The 22,287-nt window shown below is 69.9% G+C and carries 25 protein-coding genes; 9 read left to right on the forward strand and 16 right to left on the reverse strand.

The genetic code is table 11. The features are described from left to right. Positions 1-20: 20 nt before the first annotated feature. Positions 21-1,505, reverse strand: a complete 1,485-nt coding sequence (gene rng / locus ACK4SG_RS02650) for a ribonuclease G (RefSeq protein ID WP_409599406.1) — start codon at positions 1,503-1,505, stop codon at positions 21-23. Further along, positions 1,502-2,074 carry a Maf family protein gene (locus tag ACK4SG_RS02655; protein ID WP_409599408.1) on the reverse strand — a complete coding sequence of 191 codons (573 nt, stop codon included), beginning with the start codon at positions 2,072-2,074 and terminating at the stop codon, positions 1,502-1,504. The genes rng and ACK4SG_RS02655 overlap by 4 nt, the downstream gene beginning before the upstream one ends. Before the next feature lie 125 nt (positions 2,075-2,199). On the opposite strand from ACK4SG_RS02655, the gene ACK4SG_RS02660 reads away from it, so the two are divergent. Both ACK4SG_RS02660 and ACK4SG_RS02665 read left to right on the forward strand, forming a co-directional pair. After that, positions 2,200-2,931 carry an SIMPL domain-containing protein gene (locus tag ACK4SG_RS02660; RefSeq protein WP_409599410.1) on the forward strand — a complete coding sequence of 244 codons (732 nt, stop codon included), beginning with the start codon at positions 2,200-2,202 and terminating at the stop codon, positions 2,929-2,931. 206 nt (positions 2,932-3,137) lie between these two features. Beyond that, positions 3,138-3,827 (forward strand): energy transducer TonB, encoded by a 690-nt coding sequence (locus tag ACK4SG_RS02665; RefSeq protein ID WP_409599412.1) that lies wholly within the window; start codon positions 3,138-3,140, stop codon positions 3,825-3,827. A gap of 40 nt (positions 3,828-3,867) precedes the next feature. On the opposite strand, the gene ACK4SG_RS02670 is transcribed toward ACK4SG_RS02665, so the two are convergent. Then, a complete protein-coding gene (locus tag ACK4SG_RS02670) occupies positions 3,868-4,833 on the reverse strand; it encodes a LysR substrate-binding domain-containing protein (protein WP_409599414.1) in 966 nt (321 codons plus the stop codon). 274 nt (positions 4,834-5,107) lie between these two features. On the opposite strand from ACK4SG_RS02670, the gene cysK reads away from it, so the two are divergent. Next, entirely contained in the window at positions 5,108-6,067 is a 960-nt protein-coding gene (gene cysK, locus ACK4SG_RS02675) for a cysteine synthase A (protein WP_409599416.1), read from the forward strand. 18 nt (positions 6,068-6,085) lie between these two features. On the opposite strand, the gene ACK4SG_RS02680 is transcribed toward cysK, so the two are convergent. Next, positions 6,086-7,489, reverse strand: coding sequence for a mannose-1-phosphate guanylyltransferase/mannose-6-phosphate isomerase (locus ACK4SG_RS02680; RefSeq protein ID WP_409599418.1), 1,404 nt, complete (start codon positions 7,487-7,489; stop codon positions 6,086-6,088). Between the two features lie 52 nt (positions 7,490-7,541). On the opposite strand from ACK4SG_RS02680, the gene ACK4SG_RS02685 reads away from it, so the two are divergent. Beyond that, entirely contained in the window at positions 7,542-8,549 is a 1,008-nt protein-coding gene (locus ACK4SG_RS02685) for an aminoglycoside phosphotransferase family protein (protein ID WP_409599420.1), read from the forward strand. Continuing rightward, positions 8,546-9,250, forward strand: a complete 705-nt coding sequence (gene murU, locus ACK4SG_RS02690; RefSeq protein WP_409599422.1) for an N-acetylmuramate alpha-1-phosphate uridylyltransferase MurU — start codon at positions 8,546-8,548, stop codon at positions 9,248-9,250. The genes ACK4SG_RS02685 and murU overlap by 4 nt, the downstream gene beginning before the upstream one ends. A gap of 23 nt (positions 9,251-9,273) precedes the next feature. On the opposite strand, the gene hda is transcribed toward murU, so the two are convergent. The 3 genes from hda to ACK4SG_RS02705 are packed head-to-tail and all read right to left on the reverse strand — an operon-like array spanning position 9,274 to position 12,252. Beyond that, the gene (hda, locus tag ACK4SG_RS02695) at positions 9,274-9,981 is read right to left on the reverse strand and encodes a DnaA regulatory inactivator Hda (RefSeq protein ID WP_409599424.1); all 708 of its coding nucleotides are present in this window, start codon (positions 9,979-9,981) and stop codon (positions 9,274-9,276) included. Between the two features lies 1 nt (position 9,982). Next, the gene (locus tag ACK4SG_RS02700; protein WP_409599426.1) at positions 9,983-11,149 is read right to left on the reverse strand and encodes an AI-2E family transporter; all 1,167 of its coding nucleotides are present in this window, start codon (positions 11,147-11,149) and stop codon (positions 9,983-9,985) included. Positions 11,150-11,151: 2 nt separating this feature from the next. After that, positions 11,152-12,252: a DUF2066 domain-containing protein gene (locus ACK4SG_RS02705; RefSeq protein ID WP_409599721.1), complete on the reverse strand. Its 1,101-nt coding sequence runs from the start codon at positions 12,250-12,252 to the stop codon at positions 11,152-11,154. 149 nt (positions 12,253-12,401) lie between these two features. Between ACK4SG_RS02705 and purM the strand changes: the two genes are divergently transcribed. Genes purM through ACK4SG_RS02720 form a run of 3 tightly spaced genes read left to right on the forward strand, consistent with a single transcriptional unit; the run spans position 12,402 to position 14,808 of the window. After that, entirely contained in the window at positions 12,402-13,448 is a 1,047-nt protein-coding gene (purM, locus tag ACK4SG_RS02710; protein WP_409599428.1) for a phosphoribosylformylglycinamidine cyclo-ligase, read from the forward strand. A gap of 9 nt (positions 13,449-13,457) precedes the next feature. Then, positions 13,458-14,102, forward strand: coding sequence for a phosphoribosylglycinamide formyltransferase (purN, locus tag ACK4SG_RS02715; protein ID WP_409599430.1), 645 nt, complete (start codon positions 13,458-13,460; stop codon positions 14,100-14,102). 34 nt (positions 14,103-14,136) lie between these two features. Beyond that, positions 14,137-14,808, forward strand: coding sequence for a DUF3108 domain-containing protein (locus tag ACK4SG_RS02720; protein ID WP_409599432.1), 672 nt, complete (start codon positions 14,137-14,139; stop codon positions 14,806-14,808). Between the two features lie 75 nt (positions 14,809-14,883). Here ACK4SG_RS02720 and ACK4SG_RS02725 read toward each other — a convergent pair whose 3' ends face one another. The 4 genes from ACK4SG_RS02725 to surE are packed head-to-tail and all read right to left on the reverse strand — an operon-like array spanning position 14,884 to position 17,742. After that, positions 14,884-15,666, reverse strand: coding sequence for a peptidoglycan DD-metalloendopeptidase family protein (locus ACK4SG_RS02725; protein ID WP_409599434.1), 783 nt, complete (start codon positions 15,664-15,666; stop codon positions 14,884-14,886). After that, positions 15,666-16,280 carry a YqaA family protein gene (locus ACK4SG_RS02730; protein ID WP_409599436.1) on the reverse strand — a complete coding sequence of 205 codons (615 nt, stop codon included), beginning with the start codon at positions 16,278-16,280 and terminating at the stop codon, positions 15,666-15,668. The genes ACK4SG_RS02725 and ACK4SG_RS02730 overlap by 1 nt, the downstream gene beginning before the upstream one ends. Next, positions 16,277-16,957 (reverse strand): protein-L-isoaspartate(D-aspartate) O-methyltransferase, encoded by a 681-nt coding sequence (locus tag ACK4SG_RS02735; RefSeq protein WP_409599438.1) that lies wholly within the window; start codon positions 16,955-16,957, stop codon positions 16,277-16,279. Before ACK4SG_RS02735 ends, ACK4SG_RS02730 begins: the two co-directional genes overlap by 4 nt. Beyond that, on the reverse strand, positions 16,954-17,742 hold the full coding sequence (surE, locus tag ACK4SG_RS02740) for a 5'/3'-nucleotidase SurE (protein WP_409599440.1): 789 nt from the start codon (positions 17,740-17,742) through the stop codon (positions 16,954-16,956). Before surE ends, ACK4SG_RS02735 begins: the two co-directional genes overlap by 4 nt. Before the next feature lie 71 nt (positions 17,743-17,813). Between surE and ACK4SG_RS02745 the strand changes: the two genes are divergently transcribed. Continuing rightward, the gene (locus tag ACK4SG_RS02745) at positions 17,814-18,371 is read left to right on the forward strand and encodes a Smr/MutS family protein (RefSeq protein ID WP_409599442.1); all 558 of its coding nucleotides are present in this window, start codon (positions 17,814-17,816) and stop codon (positions 18,369-18,371) included. Positions 18,372-18,437: 66 nt separating this feature from the next. Here the strand turns inward: ACK4SG_RS02745 and truD are convergent, their stop codons facing one another. From truD to eno, 5 genes are read right to left on the reverse strand one after another with little or no spacing between them, the layout of a single operon-like run. Further along, complete coding sequence (gene truD / locus ACK4SG_RS02750; RefSeq protein ID WP_409599444.1) at positions 18,438-19,472, reverse strand: tRNA pseudouridine(13) synthase TruD; 1,035 nt, start codon at positions 19,470-19,472, stop codon at positions 18,438-18,440. After that, positions 19,469-19,948 (reverse strand): 2-C-methyl-D-erythritol 2,4-cyclodiphosphate synthase, encoded by a 480-nt coding sequence (gene ispF, locus ACK4SG_RS02755; RefSeq protein WP_409599447.1) that lies wholly within the window; start codon positions 19,946-19,948, stop codon positions 19,469-19,471. The genes truD and ispF overlap by 4 nt, the downstream gene beginning before the upstream one ends. Then, complete coding sequence (gene ispD / locus ACK4SG_RS02760; RefSeq protein ID WP_409599449.1) at positions 19,945-20,631, reverse strand: 2-C-methyl-D-erythritol 4-phosphate cytidylyltransferase; 687 nt, start codon at positions 20,629-20,631, stop codon at positions 19,945-19,947. The genes ispF and ispD overlap by 4 nt, the downstream gene beginning before the upstream one ends. Next, positions 20,628-20,975: a cell division protein FtsB gene (ftsB, locus tag ACK4SG_RS02765; RefSeq protein WP_409599451.1), complete on the reverse strand. Its 348-nt coding sequence runs from the start codon at positions 20,973-20,975 to the stop codon at positions 20,628-20,630. The genes ispD and ftsB overlap by 4 nt, the downstream gene beginning before the upstream one ends. A gap of 13 nt (positions 20,976-20,988) precedes the next feature. Next, positions 20,989-22,281, reverse strand: a complete 1,293-nt coding sequence (eno, locus tag ACK4SG_RS02770) for a phosphopyruvate hydratase (protein ID WP_409599453.1) — start codon at positions 22,279-22,281, stop codon at positions 20,989-20,991. Positions 22,282-22,287 lie beyond the last annotated feature (6 nt).

Consider the following 22,287-nt stretch of genomic DNA (forward strand, 5'->3'; position numbering starts at 1 on the left):
GCGGGCTGCGACCTGGCGCATCAAAGCAGCACCACATCGAACTGCTCCTGCAGGTACTGGGTATCGGCCTGGAAACGGATCGACTTGCCGATGAACTCCTCCAGCTCGGCCACCGCGTTGGATTCTTCCTCGGTGATCCGCGCCACCACCTTGGGCGAGGCGATCACCAGCAGCCGTGCCGCCTCGAACTGCCGCACCGCACGCACGATCTCGCGGAAGATTTCGTAGGTCACGGTTTCGGCGGTCTTGACCATGCCGCGCCCGCCGCACTCATGGCAGGGCTCGCACAGTTGCCGCTCCAGCGAGTCCACCGTGCGCTTGCGGGTCATCTCCACCAGACCCAGTGGCGAGAAGTCGTACACCGTGGTCTTGGCGTGGTCCTTGGCCAGCGACTTCTCCAGCGTGCGCAGCACCTGCCGGCGGTGCTCGGGATCCTGCATGTCGATGAAGTCGATGATGATGATCCCGCCCAGATTGCGCAGGCGCAGCTGGCGCGCCACCGCCTGCGCCGCCTCCAGATTGGTGCGGAAGACGGTTTCTTCGAGATTGCGCTGCCCCAGGAAGCTGCCGGTGTTGACGTCCACCGTGGTCATCGCCTCGGTCTGGTCGATGACCAGATAGCCGCCGGATTTCAGCGGCACCTCTTTCTCCAGCGCACGCTGGATTTCATCTTCCACGCCGTACATGTCGAAGATCGGGCGGGCGCCGGTGTAGTGCTCGATCTTGTCGGCCAGCGCCGGCATGTAGCGCGCCGCGAACTCGCGCAGGCGGTCGCAGGTCTCGCGTGAATCCACCTTTACCTTTTCCACGTCGCGGCGGATCAGGTCACGCACCGCGCGCAGCGGCAGGCTCAGGTCCTCGTACAGGCAGCTGCCCACGGCCGCACTGGGGGCGCGGCTTTCGACCTGCTCCCAGACCCGGCTCAGATAGGCAATGTCCTCGGCCAGCGCTTCGGCAGGCTGCCCCTCGGCATTGGTGCGTACGATGTAACCAAACCCGGGACCACCAGCGGTCAGCTGGGCCATCAGGCCTTTCAGGCGCGTGCGCTCGGCCTCGTCCTCGATGCGGGCGGAAATGCCGATCACCTTCGAACGCGGCAGCAGCACCAGGTAGCGCGAGGGAATGCTGATCTGGGTGGTGAGCCGCGCGCCCTTGCTGCCGATGGGGTCTTTCACCACCTGCACCACCACCTCGGCGCCATCCCGCAGCAGGTCGGTAATGGGGGTCTGCACCGGCGCCGGGGCCGGCTCCTCGCCGGGCACCGTCTCGATGGGCGGGCCGCGGAAGATGTCGTTGGCATGCAGGAAGGCGGCGCGGTCCAGGCCGATATCCACGAAGGCGGCCTGCATGCCGGGCATCACCCGCTGCACCTTGCCTTTATAGATGTTGCCAACGACGCCGCGCTGGCTGCCACGCTCGATGTGCAGCTCCTGCAGCATGCCGTTTTCGACCACCGCAACGCGGGTCTCGCGCGGGGTGACGTTGACCAGCAGCTCCTCGCTCATGACGGCAGCAGCCCGAACTGGCGCAGCAGGCCGGCGGTGTCCCGCAACGGCAGGCCCATGACGCCCGAATAGCTGCCGTCCAGCCGTGCCACGTGGGCCTCGAACCGCCCCTGGATCGCGTAGGCGCCCGCCTTGCCCTGCCACTCGCCGCTGGCAAGGTAGCGGGCGATGTCGGCCTGGGACAGCGGGTCCACCGTGACGCGGGTCAGCGATGCCGCCTGCGCCTCGCGGTCGGCGCTGACCAGCGAGACCGCCGTCAGCACCTCGTGGGTGCGACCGGACAGCGCGCGCAGCATCGCCGCCGCATCGCTTTCGTCCTTCGGCTTGCCGAACACGCGGTCGTCGAGGATGACTTCGGTATCGGCGCCCAGCACCACCGCGCCGGGCACCGCCACCACCGCCAGCAGCCCGGCACCGGCCTTTTCGCGCGCGACCCGGCGCACGTAGTCGGCAGCGGGCTCGTCCGGCCCCTGCTGTTCGGGAACATCGGGATCAAGGAGACCGAACTCCAGCCCAAGGCGGGCCAGCAGTTCGGCGCGGCGGGGCGAACGCGAGGCAAGATGCAGCATGGCGGAAGTCTAACCCGCACCCGACTGCACGCCGCACTGCCGGCACGGGCCAACCCCGCCCCGGCTCACCGGCCGTTCACCCCCGTCGAGTGCATTCTTTCCTCCGCAACCCACAGGAGTCCATCATGCCTACGCTGCGCCCGCTGCTGCTCGCCTTCGCCCTTGCCGCCGCCCTGCCCATGACCAGCCACGCCCGTCCCGCCGCCGACCTCGCCACCCCCACCACGCAAGGCACACTGCTGTCAGTCAGCACCACCGCCGAAGCCAGCCGCACGCCGGATATCGCCACGCTCTCCACCGGCGTGGTCACCCAGGCCGCCGATGCCAACGCGGCGATGCGCGACAACGCCACGCAGATGGACAAAGTGATGGCGGCGCTGCGCGCGGCCGGGATCGCCCCGCGTGACATCCAGACCAGCGGGATCAATCTCAACCCGCAGTACAGGTACGCGGAGAACCAGCCGCCCGCCATCGTCGGCTACCAGGCCAGCAACACGGTCAACGTGAAGGTCCGCGAGCTGGCCAGGCTGGGCAAGGTGCTGGACGCACTGGTGGCGCAGGGCGCCAACCAGATCAATGGCCCCCGCTTCGGCATTGACCAGCCCGAAGCCGCGCTGGAAGAAGCCCGCCTTGCCGCGGTGAAGAAGGCGCAGGCGCAGGCGCAGACCTACGCCCGCGCGCTGGGCCTGCAGGTGAAGCGCGTCGTCAGCATCAGCGAAGGCGGCGCCAGCCAGCCCGGCCCGATGCCGGTGATGCGGATGATGGCCGCTACCCCGATGGAAAAGGACACGGCGATCTCCCCCGGCGAGAGTTCGGTGTCGGTGTCCGTGGAGATGGTGTTCGAACTCGGCCAGTAAGCCGGACCTCCGGCTGGCCCCGCGACGCCCGCCGCGTGCGGGCGTCGTCGTGTCTGGCAGGCTGAATTACCGCCAACGCGCGCCCGCCCCCTGCTTGCCGCTCACGCCGCCGCAGGCGCAGCGTGGAAGCGTGCGGCGACCCCGTTTCCCGCACCCGGTCGTTCGCATCCGCGTGGTTCCCGATTCCTTGCATCAGGAGATTGGCCATGACGACGTCCGCTTCCCACGCCCCTGCCCACGCACCCATCGACCGGCCGCGCCCGGATCCTGCGCGTGTGCTCACCTTCAGCAGCACGCTGGCGCTGAACCTGCTGGTGTTCGGCCTGCTGCTGATTCCGGTCTCGCTGCCGCCCCCCGCAGCGGCCCCGCCCAGCCGACCCGACCTGCAGGCCCGTATCCTGCCCAAGCCACCCGAGGTGGTGGAGGTGGTGACGCTGCCGCGCCCGACGCCCGCGGCCCCGACCCCCGAACGCCGCAGCGTGGCGACACCACGTCCGGATCCGGTGTCGCCACCCGCGGTGGTGGCGGACGCCGGCACCACCCCGGCCATCGATACGACCGCAGACAGCCGCGAGGTCGGCCCACCCGACCTGGGCCTGCCGCCGCAGGGAGGCCCCGCGCCCATGCAACTGGCCTACCGCGACGCCCCCGCCCCGGCCTACCCGCGCGCCGCGCTGCAGCGTCGGCTGGCCGGCACCGTGCTGTTGCAGGTACTGGTGGACGTGGACGGCCGGCCGCTGGAGGTCACGGTGTCCCGCAGCAGCGGCCATCGGGAGCTGGACGAGGCCGCCCGCCTGCAGGTGCTGAAGCGCTGGCGCTTCCAGCCCGCCAGCCGCGACGGCCTGCCGGCGCAGGCGATCGGCCTGGTGCCGGTGGAGTTCGCGCTGCGCGGATGATCGCCTCCGGTGCGCGCCAGGGAGGGCGCGCACCGGCCCGTCAGGCGGGCTGCCAGCGCGGCGGCCTGGGCCAGTCGAGGGTGAGGTTGCCTTCCAGTACGCGCCGTAGGTCGCGCGGATCGATCTGCGGGGCCAACCCGTGCAACAGGGCCAGTGCGTATTCGCGCAGCACGCGCCCGCGCGGCACCACCGCCCAGGTGATGCATTCGGGCAACGCCTGCGGCGCCTCGATGACCCGCAGATCGTCATCCTCCCGGCCGCCCACCGCCATCTCCGCCAGCAGCCCCGCGCCCATGCCGGTCCGCACGTAGGCCTTGATCAGGTTGGCGTCGCGTGCCGTCATCGCAATCTGCGGCACCACGCCCGCTGCGGCAAAGGCACGCTGCAGGGAGGACTCGGGCAGCATCGAGGACTCGTAGGAAATCAGCGGATAACGCGCCAGCTCCGCCAACGTGGGCGGCGCGCCCAGTTCGGCCAGCGGATGCTCTTTCTGCACCAGCAGCACGCGGCGCCAGCGGAACAGCGGCACCGCGATACCGCCGGTCGTGGGCGCGCCGCCGGCCGTGCTAATCAGCCCGAAGTCGGCCTCGTCCAGCTTGTCCAGCACCTCCGCATCCCCAGCCGCGAACAGATCCACGCTGACCTGCGGGTAGCGCCGCGCCAGTTCGGCAATCGCCTTCGGCAGCACATAGCGCGCCTGCGTATGGGTGGTGGCCAGCAGCAGGCGGCCGCGGTGCTCGCCGCGCTCGTTGGCGGCATAGCTGCGGATGTTGGCGGCCTCCGCCAGGATGCGGCGCGCACTCTCGATCACCTTCACCCCGGCTGGCGCCACGCCCTCCAGGCTGCGGCCCTTGCGCAGGAACAGCTGGAAGCCGAGTTCTTCCTCCAGCTGTTTCAGCTGCTTCGACAGGCCCGGCTGGGTGGCGTGCACCCGCTCGGCGGCTTGGGTGATGTTGAAGCCGGAATCGGCGATGGCGACCAGGTAGCGGAGCTGGGTAAGAGTCATGACGGAGGGCTCAAATATCTCTTCATCGATATATAAAGATGGATTATAGCCCGCTGCCACAGCGGCAGAAGAGCTTGCTTATGCCCTGGAAGCATAAGCAAACCGCGCACCGCCATTGGCACCGCCCGTCGGTCCGCGCCTAGGGTGGTGTCCCTCTGAGGCGCGAACCGCGCCTGCGCCATGCCTCCGGTCAGGTTTGCCAAGACGCCCCTGACGCGCATCCGCGCAGACTCGCGCTTGCCGCCTTGCGCCCCCGCTTCCAGGACACCACCCCATGGCCCTCTACGACAGCATTCTCGACACCATCGGCAACACGCCCATCGTGCGGCTGGCACGGCTCGCACCGGCACACGCCACCGTCTACGTGAAGGTGGAGGCGTTCAACCCCGGCGGCTCGGTCAAGGACCGCCTGGCGCTTGGGATCATCCTCGATGCCGAACGGCGCGGGCTGCTGAAACCGGGCGACACCATCATCGAGGCCACTTCCGGCAACACTGGCGTGGCGTTGGCGATGATCGCCGCCGCCCGTGGCTACAAGTTCGTCGCGGTGATGACCGAGACCTTCTCGGTGGAGCGCCGTAAGCTGATGCGCGCCTATGGCGCCAAGGTCATCCTGACGCCAGCCACCGAACGCGGCAGCGGCATGGTGCGCAAGGCCCGCGAACTGGCCGAACGCCATGGCTGGTTTCTGGCCAGCCAGTTCGCCAACCCGGCCAACCCGGCCTTCCACCGCAACACCACCGCCGCCGAGATTCTGCGCGACTTTGCCGGCAAGCGGCTGGATTGGTTCGTCAGCGGCTGGGGCACCGGCGGCACCCTGACCGGCGTCGGCCAGATGCTCAAGCTGGCCCGCCCCGACGTGCACATCGCCGCCACGGAACCGGCCGGCGCCGCCCTGCTCAAGGGCGATGCCTGGCAGCCGCATAAGATCCAGGGCTGGACGCCCGATTTCGTGCCTGACGTCCTCGACCGCAGCGTGGCGGATGCCCTGCATACCGTCAGCGACGAGCAGGCGATCGCCACCGCGCGCCGGCTGGCGGCTGAAGAAGGCATCTTCGTTGGCATCTCCGCCGGCGGCACGCTGGCCACAGCCCTTGCGATTGCCGAAACCGCCCCGGCAGGCAGCGTGCTGCTGGCCATGTTGCCGGACACCGGCGAGCGCTACTTGAGCACCGCGCTGCTGGCAGATGTGCCGGAAGGCAGCGACGACGACTGGCTAGCCTCGTTGGGCTAAGCATCACTGCCCGCAGCGTCAGCTGCGGCCGTACACGTCCTCGTAACGCACGATGTCATCTTCGCCAAGGTAGTCGCCGGATTGCACCTCGATCAGCTCCAGCGGCTCGTGGCCCGGGTTTTCCAGCCGGTGCTTGGCGCCGATCGGGATGTAGGTGCTCTGGTTGGGATAGAGATCGAACACGTCGTTGTCGCGGGTCACGCGGGCAATGCCGCGCACCACCACCCAGTGTTCGGCGCGGCGGGCGTGCGATTGCAGTGACAGCCGGGCGCCGGGTTTCACCTTGATGCGCTTGACCTGGAAGCGCTCGCCCACGTCCACCGAGTCATAGCTGCCCCACGGGCGATGCACTTCCCGGTGCAGCACCGCCTGGGTGCGGGCATCCGCCTTCAGCCGCGCCACCACGTCCTTGACCTGCTGCACCTTGTCCTTGCGCGCCACCAGCACGGCGTCGTCGGTTTCCACCACCACCAGATCTTCGACGCCCACCAGCGCCACCAGCCGGCGCGCATAGGCATAGCTGTTGCGGCTGTCGATGGCGATCACATCGCCGTGATGGGCATTGCCATCGGTGTCCTGCTCGCTGACCGCCCACAGCGCCGCCCACGAGCCGACATCGTTCCAACCGATCTCCACCGGCAGCACGCCTGCGGCGTCGGTCTTTTCCATCACCGCGTAGTCGATCGAATCCGACGGACAGGCCGCAAACGCCGCCTTGTCCAGGCGGATGAAATCACCATCGCGGCTGGCCGCGGCAAACGCGGCACGAACAGTGGCAACGATGTCCGGGCGGAAGCGCTGCAGTTCGTCCAGATAGCGCGAGGCGCGCAGCAGGAACATGCCGCTGTTCCAGTAATAGCCACCCGCCTGAAGATAGGCTTGGGCTGTTGCCGCATCAGGCTTCTCGACAAACCTCACGACCGGGCGCACACCGTCGCCGGGGGCGGCCTGGATGTACCCGAAGCCGGTTTCGGCCGCTGTCGGCACGATCCCGAACGTCACCAGCATGCCGTCGGCAGCGGCCGGCATGGCGGCGCGCACGGCGGCATGGAAGGCGGCCTCGTCGCGCACCACGTGATCGGACGGCAGCACCAGCAACAGCGGATCCTCGCCGTTGGCCATGGCCTGCAGCGCCGCCGCCGCGATCGCCGGGGCCGTGTTGCGGCCAACCGGTTCCAGCAGGATCGCCGGCGTCGGGGCGCCGATCTGGCGTAACTGCTCGGCCACCAGGAAGCGGTGATCCTCGCCAGCGACCACGATCGGGGCAGCATCGGTCAACGCTGCCACCCGCCGCCAGGTGGCCTGCAGCATGGTGGCGTCGCCCGCCAGCGGCAGGAACTGCTTGGGATAGGCCTCGCGCGACAGCGGCCACAGACGGGTACCGGAACCGCCGGACAACAGGACGGGCTGTAATGTCGCCACGGAGGCCTCGCTACGACTGCGCAAATACCGGCGCGCAGTTTACCCTTTGCGCATGAGCGAACCCGCAACGCACGATGCCCGCGCCGCGCAGCGCCTAGCCTGGGCCCGCGCGGCCCTGCAGCAGCCCGATGCCGGGCTGGAACGCGCCTCCACCGATGCTGGTTTCCGCAGCTATTGGCGGACGGTGGGTACCGCGCCCTCGCGCATCGTGATGGACTCGCCGCCCGGCCAGGAAGACGTGCGCCCGTGGCTGCGCATCCACGACATGCTGGAGGCCGGCGGCGTGCGAGTGCCGCAGGTGCTGGCACGCGACATCGACGCCGGCTTCCTGCTGCTGGAAGACCTGGGCGGGCCGACCGTGGCGCAGGTGATCGATGCTGACACCGCCGACACCCATATGGCAGCCGCCATCGCCCAACTGGTGCGGTTGCAGTCGATGGCCCTGCCTGCCGACATGCCGGTGTTCGGCGAAGCCCTGCTGCAGCGGGATGCCGGCCTGTTCGAAGACTGGTTCGTGCGCCGTCACCTCGGCATCGCACTGGACTGCGACGACGCTGAACGCCTGCAACTGGCTCAGCGCCGGTTGATGGACGCCATGCTGGCGCAGCCGCGCGTGCCCACCCACCGCGACTTCATGCTGCGCAACCTGATGCCGGTGGCGGACGGGCCGGCCGTACTGGATTTCCAGGATCTGGTGCTGGGGCCCATCGCCTACGACCCGGTCAGCCTGCTGCGCGATGCCTTTCTCAGCTGGCCGGAACCGCGCGTCGACGGCTGGCTGCGCGACTACCACGCGCGCGCCGTGACCGCCGGCCTGCCAGTGCCCGCGCTCGACATGTTCCTGCGCGATGCCGACTGGTGCGGCGTGCAGCGGCATCTGAAAATCCTGGGCATCTTCGCCCGCCTGCACCACCGCGACGGCAAACCGCGCTACCTGCAGGATGCCCCGCGCTTCTTCGCCTACCTCGATGCGGTGGTGCCGAAATACCGCGAACTCGACCCGCTGCGCGCGCTGCTGGAGCGCACCCTCAAACCCGCCTTTGCCAGGGTGACGGCATGAAGGCGCTCATCTTCGCTGCCGGGCTGGGCGAGCGGATGCGCCCGCTCACCGACACCACGCCCAAGCCGCTGCTGCGCGTCGGCGGCAAGCCGCTGATCGAATGGCATCTGGAGAAGCTGGCGGCGCTGGGCATTCGCGATGTCGTCGTGAACACCTCGTGGCTGGCAGACCAGTTTCCCGCGGCACTGGGCAACGGCGCGCGCTGGAACCTGCGCCTGCACTTCGCTTTCGAAGGCGATACTCCGCTGGAAACCGGTGGCGGCATGCTCAACGCCCTGCCGCTACTCGGGGATGCGCCCTTCCTGCTGGTGAACGGCGACGTGTGGACCGACCTCGATTTCGCCACTCTGCCGCGCGCGCCGCGCGGGCTGGCGCACCTCGTGCTGGTGGACCGGCCGCCGCAGGCAACCCAAGGCGATTTCGCGCTCGATGCAGACGGCTGCGTGCGCGCCGACGGCGACCACACGCTCACCTATGCCGGCATAGGCGTCTATCGGCCACAACTGCTGGACGGATGGCGCGCCTGCATCGCCACTTTCAGGCTTGCCAACGGCAAACCGAAGTTCCCGCTGGCCCCGCTTCTGCGCGCGCACATGGCCTGCGGCGCAATCACCGGCGAACACCACCGCGGCCGCTGGACCGACGTGGGGACGCCGGAGCGGCTGGCGCGCCTCGACGCCGAACTCCGGGGCGACGCCTGACGGCACCAGGCCCACGCGGACGATCAGGGCAGGTCGATCTCCAGCACCTGCCGCAGGAAGGGCACGGTCAACCGCCGCTGCGCGGCCAGGGAAGCGCGGTCCAGCCGCTCGAACAGCGCGGTCAGCGTACCCAGGTCGCGGCTGGCGCGGCGCAGCAGCCAGTCCAGTGCGGCCTCATCGAACTCCAACCCGCGCGCGGCAGCACGCTGGCGCAGCAACTCGGCGCGGCCGTCGTCATCCAGTACCGGCAGAGCCCAGCGCGCACACTGCGCCAGACGGGAGCGCAAATCGGGCAGCACCAGGCCGAGGGCGTCGGGCCCGTCGGCGGCGGCGTACAGCGGCGTGCGGCCGGCATCGCACAGGCGGTTGTGCAGGTCGAACAGCGCGATCTCGTCGTCCCGCTCGCCGGCGACCGCGTCGAGGTCGTCCAGTGCCAGCAGGTCCGACTGATCGAGCCCCTCGACGGCGGCCCGCACGCGGCCGCGCAGGCCGCGCAGCGCCAGGTAGCTGGCATGGCGCCCGGCCAGCTCCGCTTCCGCGCAGGTGCCCAGCAACAGGTGGGTCTTGCCGGTGGCGGGAACGCCCTGCAGGAACAACCCGCCCGGCACGTCGCCGGCAGCCAGCGCGTGCAGCGCCTCCAGCAGGCCCGCGGGCGCGCCGACATAGCGCGACAGGCGCTGCTCCGGCGGCGCGCGCAGCGCCAGCGGCAGTTGTGGCACCAGATCGGCCATGTCAGGGCGCAGGCGCGTCCACATCGGCGGCCGGCACCGGGGCTGCGTCCGGCATAACCTCGGCGGGCGCCGCGCTCACCGGCGCGTCGCCGGCATACAGGCGGCTGTGGCGATAACGTTCATGGGCATAGCGCAGCAGCACGTTCGCCACCGCCGCCACCGGCAGCGCCAGCAGCATGCCGAGAAAGCCAAACAGGGTGCCACCGGCCATCACCGCGAAGATCACCGCCATCGGATGCAGGCCGATGCGATCGCCCACCAGCACCGGCGTCAGCAGGAAGCTCTCCACCAGCTGGCCGACGGTGAACACGATGCCCACCCCCAGCAGATGCTGCCAGTCACCAAACTGCACCAGCGCCGCCAGTCCGCCGAAGATCACGATCGAAGCCGGCCCCAGATACGGCACGAAGGTCAACAGCCCGGCCACCAGGCCGATCAGGATGCCCAGATCCAGCCCCACCAGCCACAACCCAAGGGCATACAGCACCCCAAGGATCAGCATGACCAGCATCTGGCCGCGCAGAAAACCGCCCAGCACCTCGTCGGTCTGATGCGCCAGCGTGCGCACGGTGTCGTAATGGCTGCGCGGCACCAGGGCGGCGATGCGCTCCACGATCAGATCCCAGTCGCGCAAAAAGAAAAAGGTCAGTACCGGTAGCAGGGCGAGATTGGCCAGCCAGGCCAGCAGAGCAACGCCGGAGCGCGAGACATAGCCCAGCACCACCGCCGCGATACCACCTGCACTCTGCCAGTGCGTGCGGATCAGCTCGAACAGGCGCTGCGGGTCAAACCAGGCCAGGATCTGCAACCCGGTGCGCCGCTCCAGCCAGGGCAGCGCGGTCTGCACCAACCAGTCGCGGTAGCCCGGCAGCGAATCGACCAAGGTCATCACCTGCGCCTCCAGCACCGGCAACAGCAGCACCAGCAGCAGCAACATGAGCAGGACGATGCTGGAAAACACCACCGTCACGGCCCAGTTGCGCGACATTCGTCGCTCCAGGCGATCCACCATCGGATCGCCCAGCCAGCCCAGCAGCGCGGCCAGGGCAAACGGAGTGAGGATCGGCGCCAGCAGCCACAGCAGCCAGCCGATCCCCAGCAACAGCGCCGTCGACTGCACGCGCCGATAGAACGCGGCGATGGTGGCCAGATCTTCGTCGCGATGCATGCTCAACCCCCCGTGAGGCGGAAAATCGCCGGACCACCGGCGTCGGCCGGATCACCGGCGACGGGCACCAGCAGGTCGCCGCGCGCGATGTAGCGATTGAAGCCGGCAAGACCCGTGGCCAGATCGAGGTCCAGTTCCAGCGCCTCGGGCGACGCCGCGACCGGCGCGATGCGCTTCACGATGGCGATCCCGTCCAGATACCCCGCCAATCGCAGGTAATCGTCCGCGCCGCGGATGCCGAGGATGCGCAGCCGGTAGACGCCCGCCGGTCCGGCGGCGCCCGCCTTGGCGTAACGCTTGAACAGCGCGTCGGCGGCACCGTCCGCGCCCCCGGCCATGGCCCGGCGGGCATCCGGATGGCTGGTCTGCCAGGTCGACAGCACCTTGCCGCCGTCAACCAAGGTCCAGTCGGCACTCCAGCCACCCGCACTGCGGCGCAGCTTGCCGATCAGTTGCATCGGCGGGCTGTAGCGCTTGGAGAGGGCCGAGATGGCAGCGATGTCGCCGCGCCAGATCGCGCCCACTGCCGCCTGTTCCGCGGCGGTGCCGGCGGGCAGACCCAGCGCGTAGCCGCGCGACTTGGCGGCATCCAGGATCGAGCGCGCCGCGTTTACCTGCGCCAACCCGACCAGGCGCGGCCCACTGCCGTCGTCGATGGCCAGCCACAGCACCGGCTTGGGACGCGGCTGCGGCCAGCTGGGCAGGCCGAGCATGGCCACCAGATCATCCACGTCGGCCTGGCGGAAACGCACCACCAGCATGGTCTGGAAACTTGGCGCGCCGGTGGCGGACACGCCTTCGTCCTGGCGATAGTCGTACCCTTCCACGTAATGGGTGGCTTTGGCCAGCTCCTCGCGCACGCCCGGACGCTGGGTAGCGCCATCATCCCCGGTGACATTGACCAGCACCTGCGCCAACGCACGGACGAACGCCTTCTCACGCTCGGCATCGGTCTGGTTGCGGACCGGAACTTCCGCCTGGTAGGCGCCCTGCGCCTGCGCGCGGTCGCCCTCGGTCCGCTGCGCCAGCGCCACGCCCGCCGGCAACAGGCCCAGCACCGCGGCCAGCAGCGCTGCCCGCAGCCAGCCCAGACCCGGTTGCATCGTCCATTGCGGCTTGGTTTGCATCGCCCTTCCTCGCCGGAGTTCCGGCCATTGCGTGGGGAAATGGTGCCGCAGGCGGACGGACACGTCCATGTCCGGGTTGCGCGGCTGCTAAAATCGCGGATTCACAATGCCCGCGCGAGTCCGCCGTGACGCCTTCCACGCCCTCCTCTTCCGGCCTGACCTACCGCGACGCCGGTGTTGACATCGATGCCGGCAACGCCGTGGTGGAGCGGATCAAGCCGCTGGTGCGCCGCACGCTGCGCCCCGAAGTCCTGGGCGGCGTGGGCCTGTTCGGCGGCCTGTTCGACCTGGCCGGCCGCTACCGGGAGCCGGTGCTGGTGTCCGGCACCGACGGTGTGGGCACCAAGCTGATCCTCGCCAAGCAACTGAATCGCCACGACACGATCGGCCAGGATCTGGTGGCGATGTGCGTCAACGACGTGCTGGTGCAGGGCGCCGAACCGCTGTTCTTCCTGGACTACTTCGCCACCGGCAAGCTGGACGTGGACACCGCCGTCAACGTGGTCGCCGGCATTGCCAAGGGCTGCGAGATTGCCGGCTGTGCGCTGATCGGCGGCGAGACGGCGGAAATGCCGGACATGTACCCGCCCGGCGACTATGACCTCGCCGGCTTCACCGTCGGCGCGGTGGAGAAGTCCAAGCTGATCGATTCCAGCGCCCTGCGCGCAGGCGACGTGCTGATCGGTCTGGCCTCCAGCGGCCCGCATTCCAACGGCTACTCGCTGATCCGCAAGATCCTGCAGCGCGCCGGCAACCCGCTCGACCTCGACCTGGGCGGCACCCCCCTGGCCGACGCGCTGATGGCGCCCACCCGCATTTACGTCAAGCCAGTGCTGGAACTGCTGGCCAAGCACGACATCCACGCGATGGCGCACGTCACCGGCGGCGCGCTGGTGGAAAAGATCATCCGCGTGGTTCCGGCCCCGCTGGGGCTGGACATCGACGTGTCCAGCTGGCCGCGCCCGGCCGTGTTCGACTGGCTGCAGCGCGAAGGCGGCGTGGCCGAGCCGGAAATGTGGCGCACCTTCAACTGCGGTATCGGCTACGTCCTGATGGCCGACCCGGCCGACGTGGCCGCCATCGAGGCCGACCTCGACCGTCTGGGCCTGGCCCACTGGCGGATCGGCCAGGTCACCCCGCCGCGTGACGGCGACCGTCTGCGTATCGGCTGACCTGACGCCATGCCCATCCGCATCGCCGCCCTTGCCTCCGGCCGCGGCAGCAATCTGCAGGCCATCCTCGACGCCATCGCCGCCGGCACCCTGGACGCGCAGGTGGTCGGCGTATTCTCGGACAACCCCGACGCCCCGGCCCTGCTCCGGGTACCCGAGGCCCTGCGCTGGGCGCGCACCCCCAAGTCCTGCGGCAGCCGCGCCGCGTTCGACGCGGCGCTGGGCGATGCGATTGCCGCCGCCACACCGGACTGGATCGTCTGCGCCGGCTACATGCGCATTCTTGGCCCGGACTTCGTGCAGCGCTTCCATGGCCGGCTGCTCAACATCCATCCCGCGCTGCTGCCCAAATACAAGGGCCTGCACACCCACCAGCGCGCACTGGACGCTGGCGACCGCGAGCACGGCGCCAGCGTGCACTTCGTGACCGCGGAGCTGGACGGCGGCCCGGTGATCGCCCAGGCCCGGGTGCCGGTGCTACCGGGCGACGATGCCGACAGCCTTGCCGCCCGGGTGCTGGCCGTGGAACACCCGCTGCTGCTGCAGGTGCTGCGCTTGGCCGCCGCTGGGCGCCTGGCTGAACGGAATGGACAGGTAGTGCTGGATGGTCAGGCCGTGTTTACACCGCTGCCGCTAGAGTCGGCCGCGACATGACGGCTGCCATGCTGTCTTTCACAAGGATTCCCCGATGAGCGCACGCCGTCTGTTCGCCCTGCTGTTGCTCCTGCTGGCCACCGCGCCGGCCTGGGCCCTCAAGCCATTCGTCGCCGACTACGACGCCAACTGGAAGGGTGTGCAGGCCAATGCGCAGATCAGCCTCAGCCGCACCGCCGGCGACCGCTGGACCTACGAGCTGGTCGTCAGCAACCAGTTGGGCAGCTCGCGCCAGACCACGGTGTTCGAGGAAACCGGCGGCAGCTTCCGCCCGCTGTCGGGCGTGGACGCCACCCAAGTGCTGTTCAAGCGCTCACAGAGGAACGCCACCTACGACTGGACCCAGCGCGAGGCGCGCTGGAGCGGCGACGTGAAGGACGATCGCGCCGGGCCGGTCAAGCTGGAGGACGGCGACCTTGACGGCATGCTGCTGAATCTGGCGCTGGTGCGCGACGTGGCCGCGGGCAAGCCGCTCAACTACCGGCTGGTCGACAACGGTGTGGCGCGCCCGCAGCGCTTCCAGAACCTTGGCAAGGACACCATCACCGTGGCCGGGCAGCCCCGCACTGCGACCAAGGTGGCGCGCACCGGCGACGACAAGCAGGTGATTGTGTGGGTGGTGGACGGCCTGCCAACGCCCGCCCGCATCCTGCAGCGCCGCGACGGCCGGGACGAGCTGGAACTGACCCTGAAATCGGTCCGCTGACACGCCTGCGCCACGCAGGCGCCACAAATACCGCTCATCCGCTTAGGATGCGCACGTGATGACCCGGATCGCCGCTCAACGTGCTGGCAAGTAGGCCAACGGATCCACGGGCTTGCCGTTGTAGCGGATCTCGAAATGCAGCATGTCGCGCGACGCGCCGCTGCGGCCCATCTCCGCGATCTGCTGGCCGGCCTTGACCAGCGCCCCTTCGTTCACCAGCCGCGCGCGGTTGTGGCCGTAGGCCGACAGCCACTGGTCGTTGTGCTTGATGATGACCAACTCGCCGTAGCCCACCAGCCCCGAGCCGGAGTAAACCACCACGCCGTCGGCGGCGGCGCGCACCGGCTGGCCTGCCTTGCCGGCGATGTCGATACCTTGGCGGGTCGGGTCGCCACCCGCGAACCCCCCCACGATCTCGCCCTCGGCCGGCCAGCGCCAGGCCAGGGTGCTGGCGGCCGCTGGCGGCGCGACGGGCGGTGGTGCGGGGCGCGGCGCGGCAGCGCTCCCCGCACCGGCTGGCGGCAAAGAGGTAACCGGACGCGGCGGCGCGGCGCGGCGATCCAGGGGATACAGCCGCAGCCGCTGGCCCGGATAGATGGTGTAAGGCGGCGGGATATCGTTCCACAGCGCCAGGTCGAGCGCGGTGATGCCGTTTTCGGTGGCGATGCGGTAGACGGTCTGGCCGCGCTGCACCACCACGGTAGCCCCGTATTGGGGCTGCGATACGCGAACCGGCGGCAACGCCGACTGCCCGCCGGACGCCGCCGGCGCGCGTACCAGCCGGGTGTGCGAGCAGCTGGCCAGCACCGTCACGGCCACCACGCCCATCAGGATCCGGTTCACTCGCATGCCTTTCATCATGCCGCATGCCCGTGCAACAGCAACCAACCCGCCAGCCCGGCCAGCAGCAGCAGCGAGGCCCAGCCGAGGTGTTCGATCCAGCGGTGCAGCGCGCGCTCGGCGCGCTCGCCGCCCAGCCGGATGACCAGCGCCAGCAGGTGGACGCGCTTGCCGCGCCCGACCAGCATGGCCGCCAGGAACGGCAGCATCGGCACGCCCACCACGCCACTGGCCCAGGTGAAGATCTTCAGCGGAATCGGGGTGAAGCCGGCCAGCACCAGCAGCCAGAACGCGCGCCACGGCGAATGCGCCACGATGCCGCGCAGCTCCTCCACCTGCGCGTCGATCCGGCCCAGCCAGCCCAGCGCGGCCAGCGCCGGCTTCACCAGCTCATAGGCGTAGTGGCCCAGCAGATAGCCGACCACCGCACCCAGCAGTGAAAACAGCAGGCTGATGTTGGCGAAACGGAACGCATGCTTTGGCTGCGCTAGGCACATCGGCGCCAGCATCACTTCGGGCATCACCGGGAACACGATCGCCTCGGCGAAGCTCAGGCCGCCCAGCAGCGCCGGGGCCTTGGGATGCCGCGACCATGCCAGCGCGCGCTGGTAGAGGGGGCCGAACAGCTTCATCGATCCACCATCCCGGACAGCAGCGGCACGAACACGACGGCGCCGAGGTCTTCCTGCACCAGCCCTCCCTCCGCATCCTTGCGCAGACACAGCAGGGATTGCCCGGCCGAGGCGCCCACCGGTGCGACCAGCACGCCGCCGGAGGCCAGCTGGCCGAGCAGCGCATCCACCAGCGCGGGGCCAGCAGCGGTGACGATGATGGCGTCGAACGGCGCCTCCTCCGGCCAACCGATGCGGCCGTCGTCATGCTTGCTGCGCACCTGCAGGCCGAGCGCGCGGAAGCGTTTGCGTGCAGTGCGCAGCAGGTCGCCGATGCGCTCGACCGTGTAGACCTCCAGCCCCAGCGCGGCCAGCACCGCGGCCTGGTAGCCGGAGCCGGTACCGACCTCCAGCACCCGCTTCGGGCCGTCGCGCAGCAGCGCCTCGGTCATCTTCGCCACCACCAGCGGCTGCGAGATGGTTTGCCCGTGGCCGATCGGCAGGGCGTTGTTCTCATAGGCGCGCGACGCCAGCGCCTCATCCACAAACCGGTGCCGCGGCACGGTGCGGATCGCATTGAGCACGCGCTCATCGGCGATCCCGCCCTTGCGCAGGTCCTCGATCAGCCGGTCGCGCACGCGCTGGCCGGTCAGGCCCATGCCCAGGTCGGCCGGCTGCAGGCGCAAGCGTGCGATCACGGTGCCGTCTCCAGCGATGCGGCCAGCCCACCCACCCAGCCGGCCACCTGCTCCAACGCCTGGTAGCGGGTCAGGTCGACATGCAGCGGGGTGATGGCAATGTGGCCGGTGCGCACCGCGTGGAAGTCGGTACCGGGCCCGGCGTCCTGTTCGTCGCCGGCGGCGCCGATCCACCACCACTGGCGCCCGCGCGGGTCTTCCTGCGGCGTGCACGGTTCGGCGCGGTGGCGATGGCCCAGCCGGCTGGTCTCGAAGCCGCGGATCCGGCCCCAGGGCAGGTCCGGCACGTTGACGTTGAGGATGGTGCTGGCCGGCAGCGGGTCGCGGCGCAGACGCTCGACGATCTCCACCGCCGCACGGGCGGCGCTGTCGTAATGGCGGCCGACGTGTCCTTCCGTGACCAGCGAGACCGCCACCGACGGCAGGCCGAGGAAGCGGCCTTCCATCGCGGCCGCCACAGTGCCGGAATAGATGACGTCGTCGCCCAGGTTGGCGACGTTGTTGATGCCAGATACCACGATATCGGGCATCAGGCCCAATGCCTCCAGCATCCCGGTCAGCGCCACATGCACGCAGTCGGTGGGCGTGCCGTACACCTTCCAGGTGGCCGCATCCAGTCGCACTACCCGGATCGGCGCATCCAGCGTCAGGGAATTGCTGGCGCCGCTGCGGTCGCGATCGGGCGCCACCACCAGCACCTCGTGGCCAGCGTCGCGCAGGCCGTTGGCCAGCGCATGGATGCCGGGGGCGTCGACGCCGTCGTCGTTGCTGACCAGGACCCGCATCACGGCATCGGAACATTCTGCATCGGGCCATGATACCGGATGGCACGCGCGCTTCGCGGTACCCTTCCCGCATGCGCAAGGCCCCGCCCGTTCCCGACGACCGCGACGACGCCAGCCTGTTCCGCGCCGCCATCGGCGCCGATGCCGGGCAAGTCCGCCCGCTGCCGCCCGCGCCACTGCCGCCCGCCCCACCGAAGCCGAAACCCTCGGCCAAGATGGCCCGCCGCGACGAGGATGCCGCGCGCGAGGCGTTCCGGCACATGCTGGTCTCGGCGCTGGAGGCCGGCGACGCGCTCAGCTACCGGCGCGACGAGATCCCCCCGCGGGTGTTGAAGAAACTGGCCCGCGGCGAATACGCGGCGCAGGAGGAACTGGACCTGCACGGCCTGCCGGCACGGGCGGCCGAGGCGCTGCTGCGCGAATTCCTGCGCGACTGCCGCGCCCACGGGCTGGGCTGCGTGCGGATCGTCCACGGCAAGGGCCGCAACTCGGAGGAACGCCTGCCGGTGTTGAAGAACCTGGTGGACCGCATCCTGCGCCAGCGCGCCGACGTGCTGGCCTTCCACTCGCCGCCGGCCGCACAGGGCGGGACCGGGGCAGTGCTGGTGCTGCTGGAAAAGCGGACCTGACGCCGGCACCGGCCGCACTTCCAGCGTGCCCCCGCCCACCGTCCGCGGGTGCACGGACGACCGCGCTCAACCCAATGCCGCGGCGTCCACGACCTCGCCGAGTTCGCCCAGCACCGTGGTCGCGTAGCAGCCGGGCGGCAGGTCGAAGCGCAGCACCAACGCGCCATCGTCGCGCCAGACCCAGCTGAGGCCTGCGGGCCGCAGGCGCAGGGTACGGCGCTCCTGCTTCAGGCCCGCACGCTCCAACCCAGCCCGCAGCCGCATGGCGGTATCGCCGGCCAGCGCCGCCAGCTCCAGTTCGCGGGCAGCACCCGTGCTGCGCAGGTCGCCCTCGCCCCACAGCGGGCCGGTGGGATGGATGTCGAACGCATCCAGCCGCGCCTGCAATTCGGGAGTGAACGCCTCGGGCCCGAACACGCTGCGGCTGCCGTCCAGCATCCACACCTCGCCCTCCAGCGGCGCGTCCCAGCAGCCGGCCTCGATGCGCGCGGCCAGCACCCGGTTGAACAGCTCGGAACGCGCTGCCGACAGCAGCATCGTGCGCTCCTCGCGCTTCACCCGGCGGCCGGCAAACATCGCCACCGCCTGCGACACGTTGCCGCCGCCGCGGCCGAAGCGCTGCTCACCAAAAAAGTTGGGCACGCCGCGCCGGGCAATGGCGGACAGGCGCGCCTCGATCGCCTCGCGCGCGCCCGCGACCTCGCGCAGCACCAGCACGAAGCGGTTGCCGGCCAGCGCGCCGCGCGGCAGCTTGCGCGCATGCCAGGCGTGGCCCAGCACGCGCAGGTCGTCGCGCTGCAATGCCTCGATCGGCGGCGCGATCTTTTTCGGAATCCACATCGAAAACCGCTGGCGCGTTACCGCATGGCGATCCTTCAGCCCGGCGTAGCCGATTGCCGACTCGTCCACGCCCGCCCATTGCGCGATGACCTTGGCCGCGAAGACGGTGTTCATGCCGCGCTTTTCAACCGTCAGCAGCAGGTGTTCGCCCGCACCGCTTGCCTCAAACCCCGGCAATTCCTCGACGAAGAAGTCTTCCGGCGCGGTCCGGATGCGCGCGGCCAGGACCGGCGCGCCGTGGGCGCGCACGGTCGCCGTCATGCCGGCACCAGCAGGCACACCGCCTGCGCCGCGATGCCCTCGCCGCGGCCGGTGAACCCGAGCGTCTCGCTGGTCGTGGCCTTGATGCTCACCGCATCGATGCCGATGCCGAGGTCGGCAGCGATCACCTCGCGCATGGCCTGCGTGTGCGGCCCGATCTTGGGCGCCTCGCAGACCACGGTGATGTCGCAGTTGCCCACGCGCCAGCCGCGCTCGCGCAGCAGCGCATCGCAATGACGGACGAAGGCACGGCTGTCGGCCCCCTTCCAGCGCGCGTCGGACGGCGGGAAGTGGCGACCGATGTCGCCCAGTGCCAGCGCGCCGAGCATGGCATCGCAGAGCGCATGCAGCGCCACGTCGCCATCGCTGTGCGCCAGCACGCCGCGCGTATGCGGGATGCGCACGCCGCCCAGCACCACGTGGTCGCCCGCGCCGAAGGCATGCACGTCGTAACCCTGGCCAATACGGATGTTCATGACGTCCTCGCCAGCAGGAATTCGACCAGGGCCAGGTCCGCTGGCGTAGTCACTTTCACGTTGTCCTCGCGCCCTTCGACCAGGCGCGGGCGCAGGCCCAGGCGCTCGACCGCCATCGCCTCGTCGGTCACCACCACGCCATCGGCCTGCGCCGTTTCCAGCGCGCGCCGCAGCAGGTCACGGCGGAACGCCTGCGGTGTCAGCGCGCGCCACAGGCGCTCCCTGGGCTCGGTGGCGTCGATGCGGACGTCGTCGCCAGCACGCTTGAGGGTGTCGCGCACCGGTGCGGCGAGGATGGCGCCGTCGGGACAGGCGGCCGCCGCGTCGATCAGTTTGCCGATGTCGTCCGCGCGCAGGTTGGGACGCGCGGCGTCGTGCACCAGCAGTAGTGCGTCTTCGGCCACGCCTTCCGGCAGTGCGCGGAGCGCGGCGAGCACCGAGTCGGCACGCTCGCCGCCGCCGATGCAGGTGACGACGGGCTTGCCTTGCACGACAGCCCAGCCGGGCCAGTGCGCGTCGCCTGCCGCCAGCGCCACCACCGCGCCGTCGATGCGAGGGTGCGCCAGCAGTGCATCCAGCGCATGCGCGATGAGGGGTTTGCCGGCGGCCTGCAGGTACTGTTTGGGCACCTCGCCACCGAAGCGGCGCCCGCTGCCGGCGGCGGGGACCAGCGCCCAGTTCATGGCGTCGTGCCGTCGCCGCTGGCCGGTGCGGCGGGTGCTGCAGCCGGCGTGGCCGGCGCCTGTGCGCCGTCGATCACGCGGTAAAAGATCTCGCCAGGCTTCACCATGCCCAGCTCGCTGCGTGCCCGCTCCTCGACCGCTTCGCCACCGGCCTTGAGGTCGGCGACTTCCGCGGCCAGCGCGTCGTTGCGGGCCTGCAGCCTGCGGTTCTCCGCCGCCTGCGTTGCGACCTGCGCCTGCAGCGCCGCCACCTCGCGCTGACCGCCGCTGCCGTACCAGAGCTTGACCTGCAGCGCCGCCAGCAGCAGCGCCAGGACCAGCAGCAGCACCCGCATCGGTTTCACCGGCGGAACCGGTTCAGCGCTTCAGCGACACGAAGGCGTCGCGGCCGGCATAGCGCGCAGCCGCGCCCAACTGCTCCTCGATCCGCAGCAGTTGGTTGTACTTGGCCACGCGGTCGCTGCGGCACAGCGAGCCGGTCTTGATCTGCGTCGCGGTGGTCGCCACCGCGATATCGGCAATGGTGGTGTCCTCGGTTTCGCCGGAGCGGTGCGAGACGATCGCCGCGTACTTCGCCGCATCAGCCATCGCGATGGCTTCCAACGTCTCGCTCAGGGTGCCGATCTGGTTGACCTTGATCAGGATCGCATTGGCAACGCCACGCGCGATGCCGTCCCTGAAAATGCGCGGGTTGGTCACGAACAGGTCGTCGCCGACCAGCTGCACCTTGCCGCCGAGGCGGTCAGTCAGCAGTTTCCAGCCGTCCCAGTCGTCCTCGGCCATGCCGTCCTCGATGGTGATGATCGGGTACTGCGCGGCCCAGTGGGCCAGGAAGTCCACGAACTGCTCCGAGGTCAGGCGCTTGCCCTCGCCGGTGAGGTTGTACTTGCCGTTCTCGAAGAACTCGCTGGCCGCGCAGTCCAGCCCGAGCAACACGTCTTCGCCGGCTTTGTACCCGGCCTTGCCGATGGCCTCGAGGATGGTCTCCAGCGCTTCCTCGTTGCTGCGCAGGTCGGGGGCGAAGCCGCCCTCGTCGCCCACCGCGGTGGACAAGCCGCGCGCCTTCAGCACCGACTTCAGCGCATGGAAGATCTCGGTGCCGCTGCGCAACGCCTCGGAGAACGAGTCGAAGCCCACCGGCAGGACCATGAATTCCTGCAGGTCCACGTTGTTGTCGGCGTGCGCGCCGCCGTTGATGATGTTCATCATCGGCACCGGCAGCACCGGCGCCGCGCCGGACAGGCCGGCGAGGTACTGCCACAGCACCTGCTTCTTCGATGCCGCCACCGCGTGCGCGGCCGCCATCGACACGCCCAGCAGCGCGTTCGCGCCCAGCCGGCCCTTGTTCTCGGTCCCGTCGAGGTCGATCAGGCGCTTGTCCAACCCGGCCTGGTCGGCCGCATCGAAGCCCTGCAGCGCATCCGCGATCACGCCGTTGACGTTGCCCACGGCCCTCGAAACGCCCTTGCCGAGATAGCGCGTCTTGTCACCATCGCGCAGCTCCACGGCTTCCTTGCTGCCGGTGGAGGCACCCGAGGGCACCGCGGCGCGGCCGAAGCTGCCGTCGGCCAGGGTCACGTCCGCTTCAAGCGTGGGGTTGCCGCGGCTGTCGAGGATTTCGCGGGCATGGATGCGGGTGATCGTGGTCATCGTAGA

The organism is Thermomonas sp., assembly GCF_046293095.1.
Lineage (GTDB): Bacteria > Pseudomonadota > Gammaproteobacteria > Xanthomonadales > Xanthomonadaceae > Thermomonas.

Coding starts and splice junctions, on each gene's coding strand:
- ACK4SG_RS02660 (WP_409599410.1), top strand. CDS start 2,200: ATGCCTACGCTGCGCCCGCTGCTGCTCGCCTTCGCCCTTGCCGCCGCC.
- ACK4SG_RS02745 (WP_409599442.1), top strand. CDS start 17,814: ATGCGCAAGGCCCCGCCCGTTCCCGACGACCGCGACGACGCCAGCCTG.
- ACK4SG_RS02700 (WP_409599426.1), bottom strand. CDS start 11,149: ATGCATCGCGACGAAGATCTGGCCACCATCGCCGCGTTCTATCGGCGC.
- rng (WP_409599406.1), bottom strand. CDS start 1,505: ATGAGCGAGGAGCTGCTGGTCAACGTCACCCCGCGCGAGACCCGCGTT.
- ACK4SG_RS02705 (WP_409599721.1), bottom strand. CDS start 12,252: ATGCAACCGGGTCTGGGCTGGCTGCGGGCAGCGCTGCTGGCCGCGGTG.
- ACK4SG_RS02730 (WP_409599436.1), bottom strand. CDS start 16,280: ATGAAGCTGTTCGGCCCCCTCTACCAGCGCGCGCTGGCATGGTCGCGG.
- ACK4SG_RS02720 (WP_409599432.1), top strand. CDS start 14,137: ATGAGCGCACGCCGTCTGTTCGCCCTGCTGTTGCTCCTGCTGGCCACC.
- ACK4SG_RS02665 (WP_409599412.1), top strand. CDS start 3,138: ATGACGACGTCCGCTTCCCACGCCCCTGCCCACGCACCCATCGACCGG.
- eno (WP_409599453.1), bottom strand. CDS start 22,281: ATGACCACGATCACCCGCATCCATGCCCGCGAAATCCTCGACAGCCGC.
- murU (WP_409599422.1), top strand. CDS start 8,546: ATGAAGGCGCTCATCTTCGCTGCCGGGCTGGGCGAGCGGATGCGCCCG.
- ispD (WP_409599449.1), bottom strand. CDS start 20,631: ATGAACTGGGCGCTGGTCCCCGCCGCCGGCAGCGGGCGCCGCTTCGGT.
- cysK (WP_409599416.1), top strand. CDS start 5,108: ATGGCCCTCTACGACAGCATTCTCGACACCATCGGCAACACGCCCATC.
- purN (WP_409599430.1), top strand. CDS start 13,458: ATGCCCATCCGCATCGCCGCCCTTGCCTCCGGCCGCGGCAGCAATCTG.
- ACK4SG_RS02655 (WP_409599408.1), bottom strand. CDS start 2,074: ATGCTGCATCTTGCCTCGCGTTCGCCCCGCCGCGCCGAACTGCTGGCC.
- ACK4SG_RS02670 (WP_409599414.1), bottom strand. CDS start 4,833: ATGACTCTTACCCAGCTCCGCTACCTGGTCGCCATCGCCGATTCCGGC.
- hda (WP_409599424.1), bottom strand. CDS start 9,981: ATGGCCGATCTGGTGCCACAACTGCCGCTGGCGCTGCGCGCGCCGCCG.
- ACK4SG_RS02685 (WP_409599420.1), top strand. CDS start 7,542: ATGAGCGAACCCGCAACGCACGATGCCCGCGCCGCGCAGCGCCTAGCC.
- truD (WP_409599444.1), bottom strand. CDS start 19,472: ATGACGGCGACCGTGCGCGCCCACGGCGCGCCGGTCCTGGCCGCGCGC.
- ispF (WP_409599447.1), bottom strand. CDS start 19,948: ATGAACATCCGTATTGGCCAGGGTTACGACGTGCATGCCTTCGGCGCG.
- ACK4SG_RS02725 (WP_409599434.1), bottom strand. CDS start 15,666: ATGAAAGGCATGCGAGTGAACCGGATCCTGATGGGCGTGGTGGCCGTG.
- surE (WP_409599440.1), bottom strand. CDS start 17,742: ATGCGGGTCCTGGTCAGCAACGACGACGGCGTCGACGCCCCCGGCATC.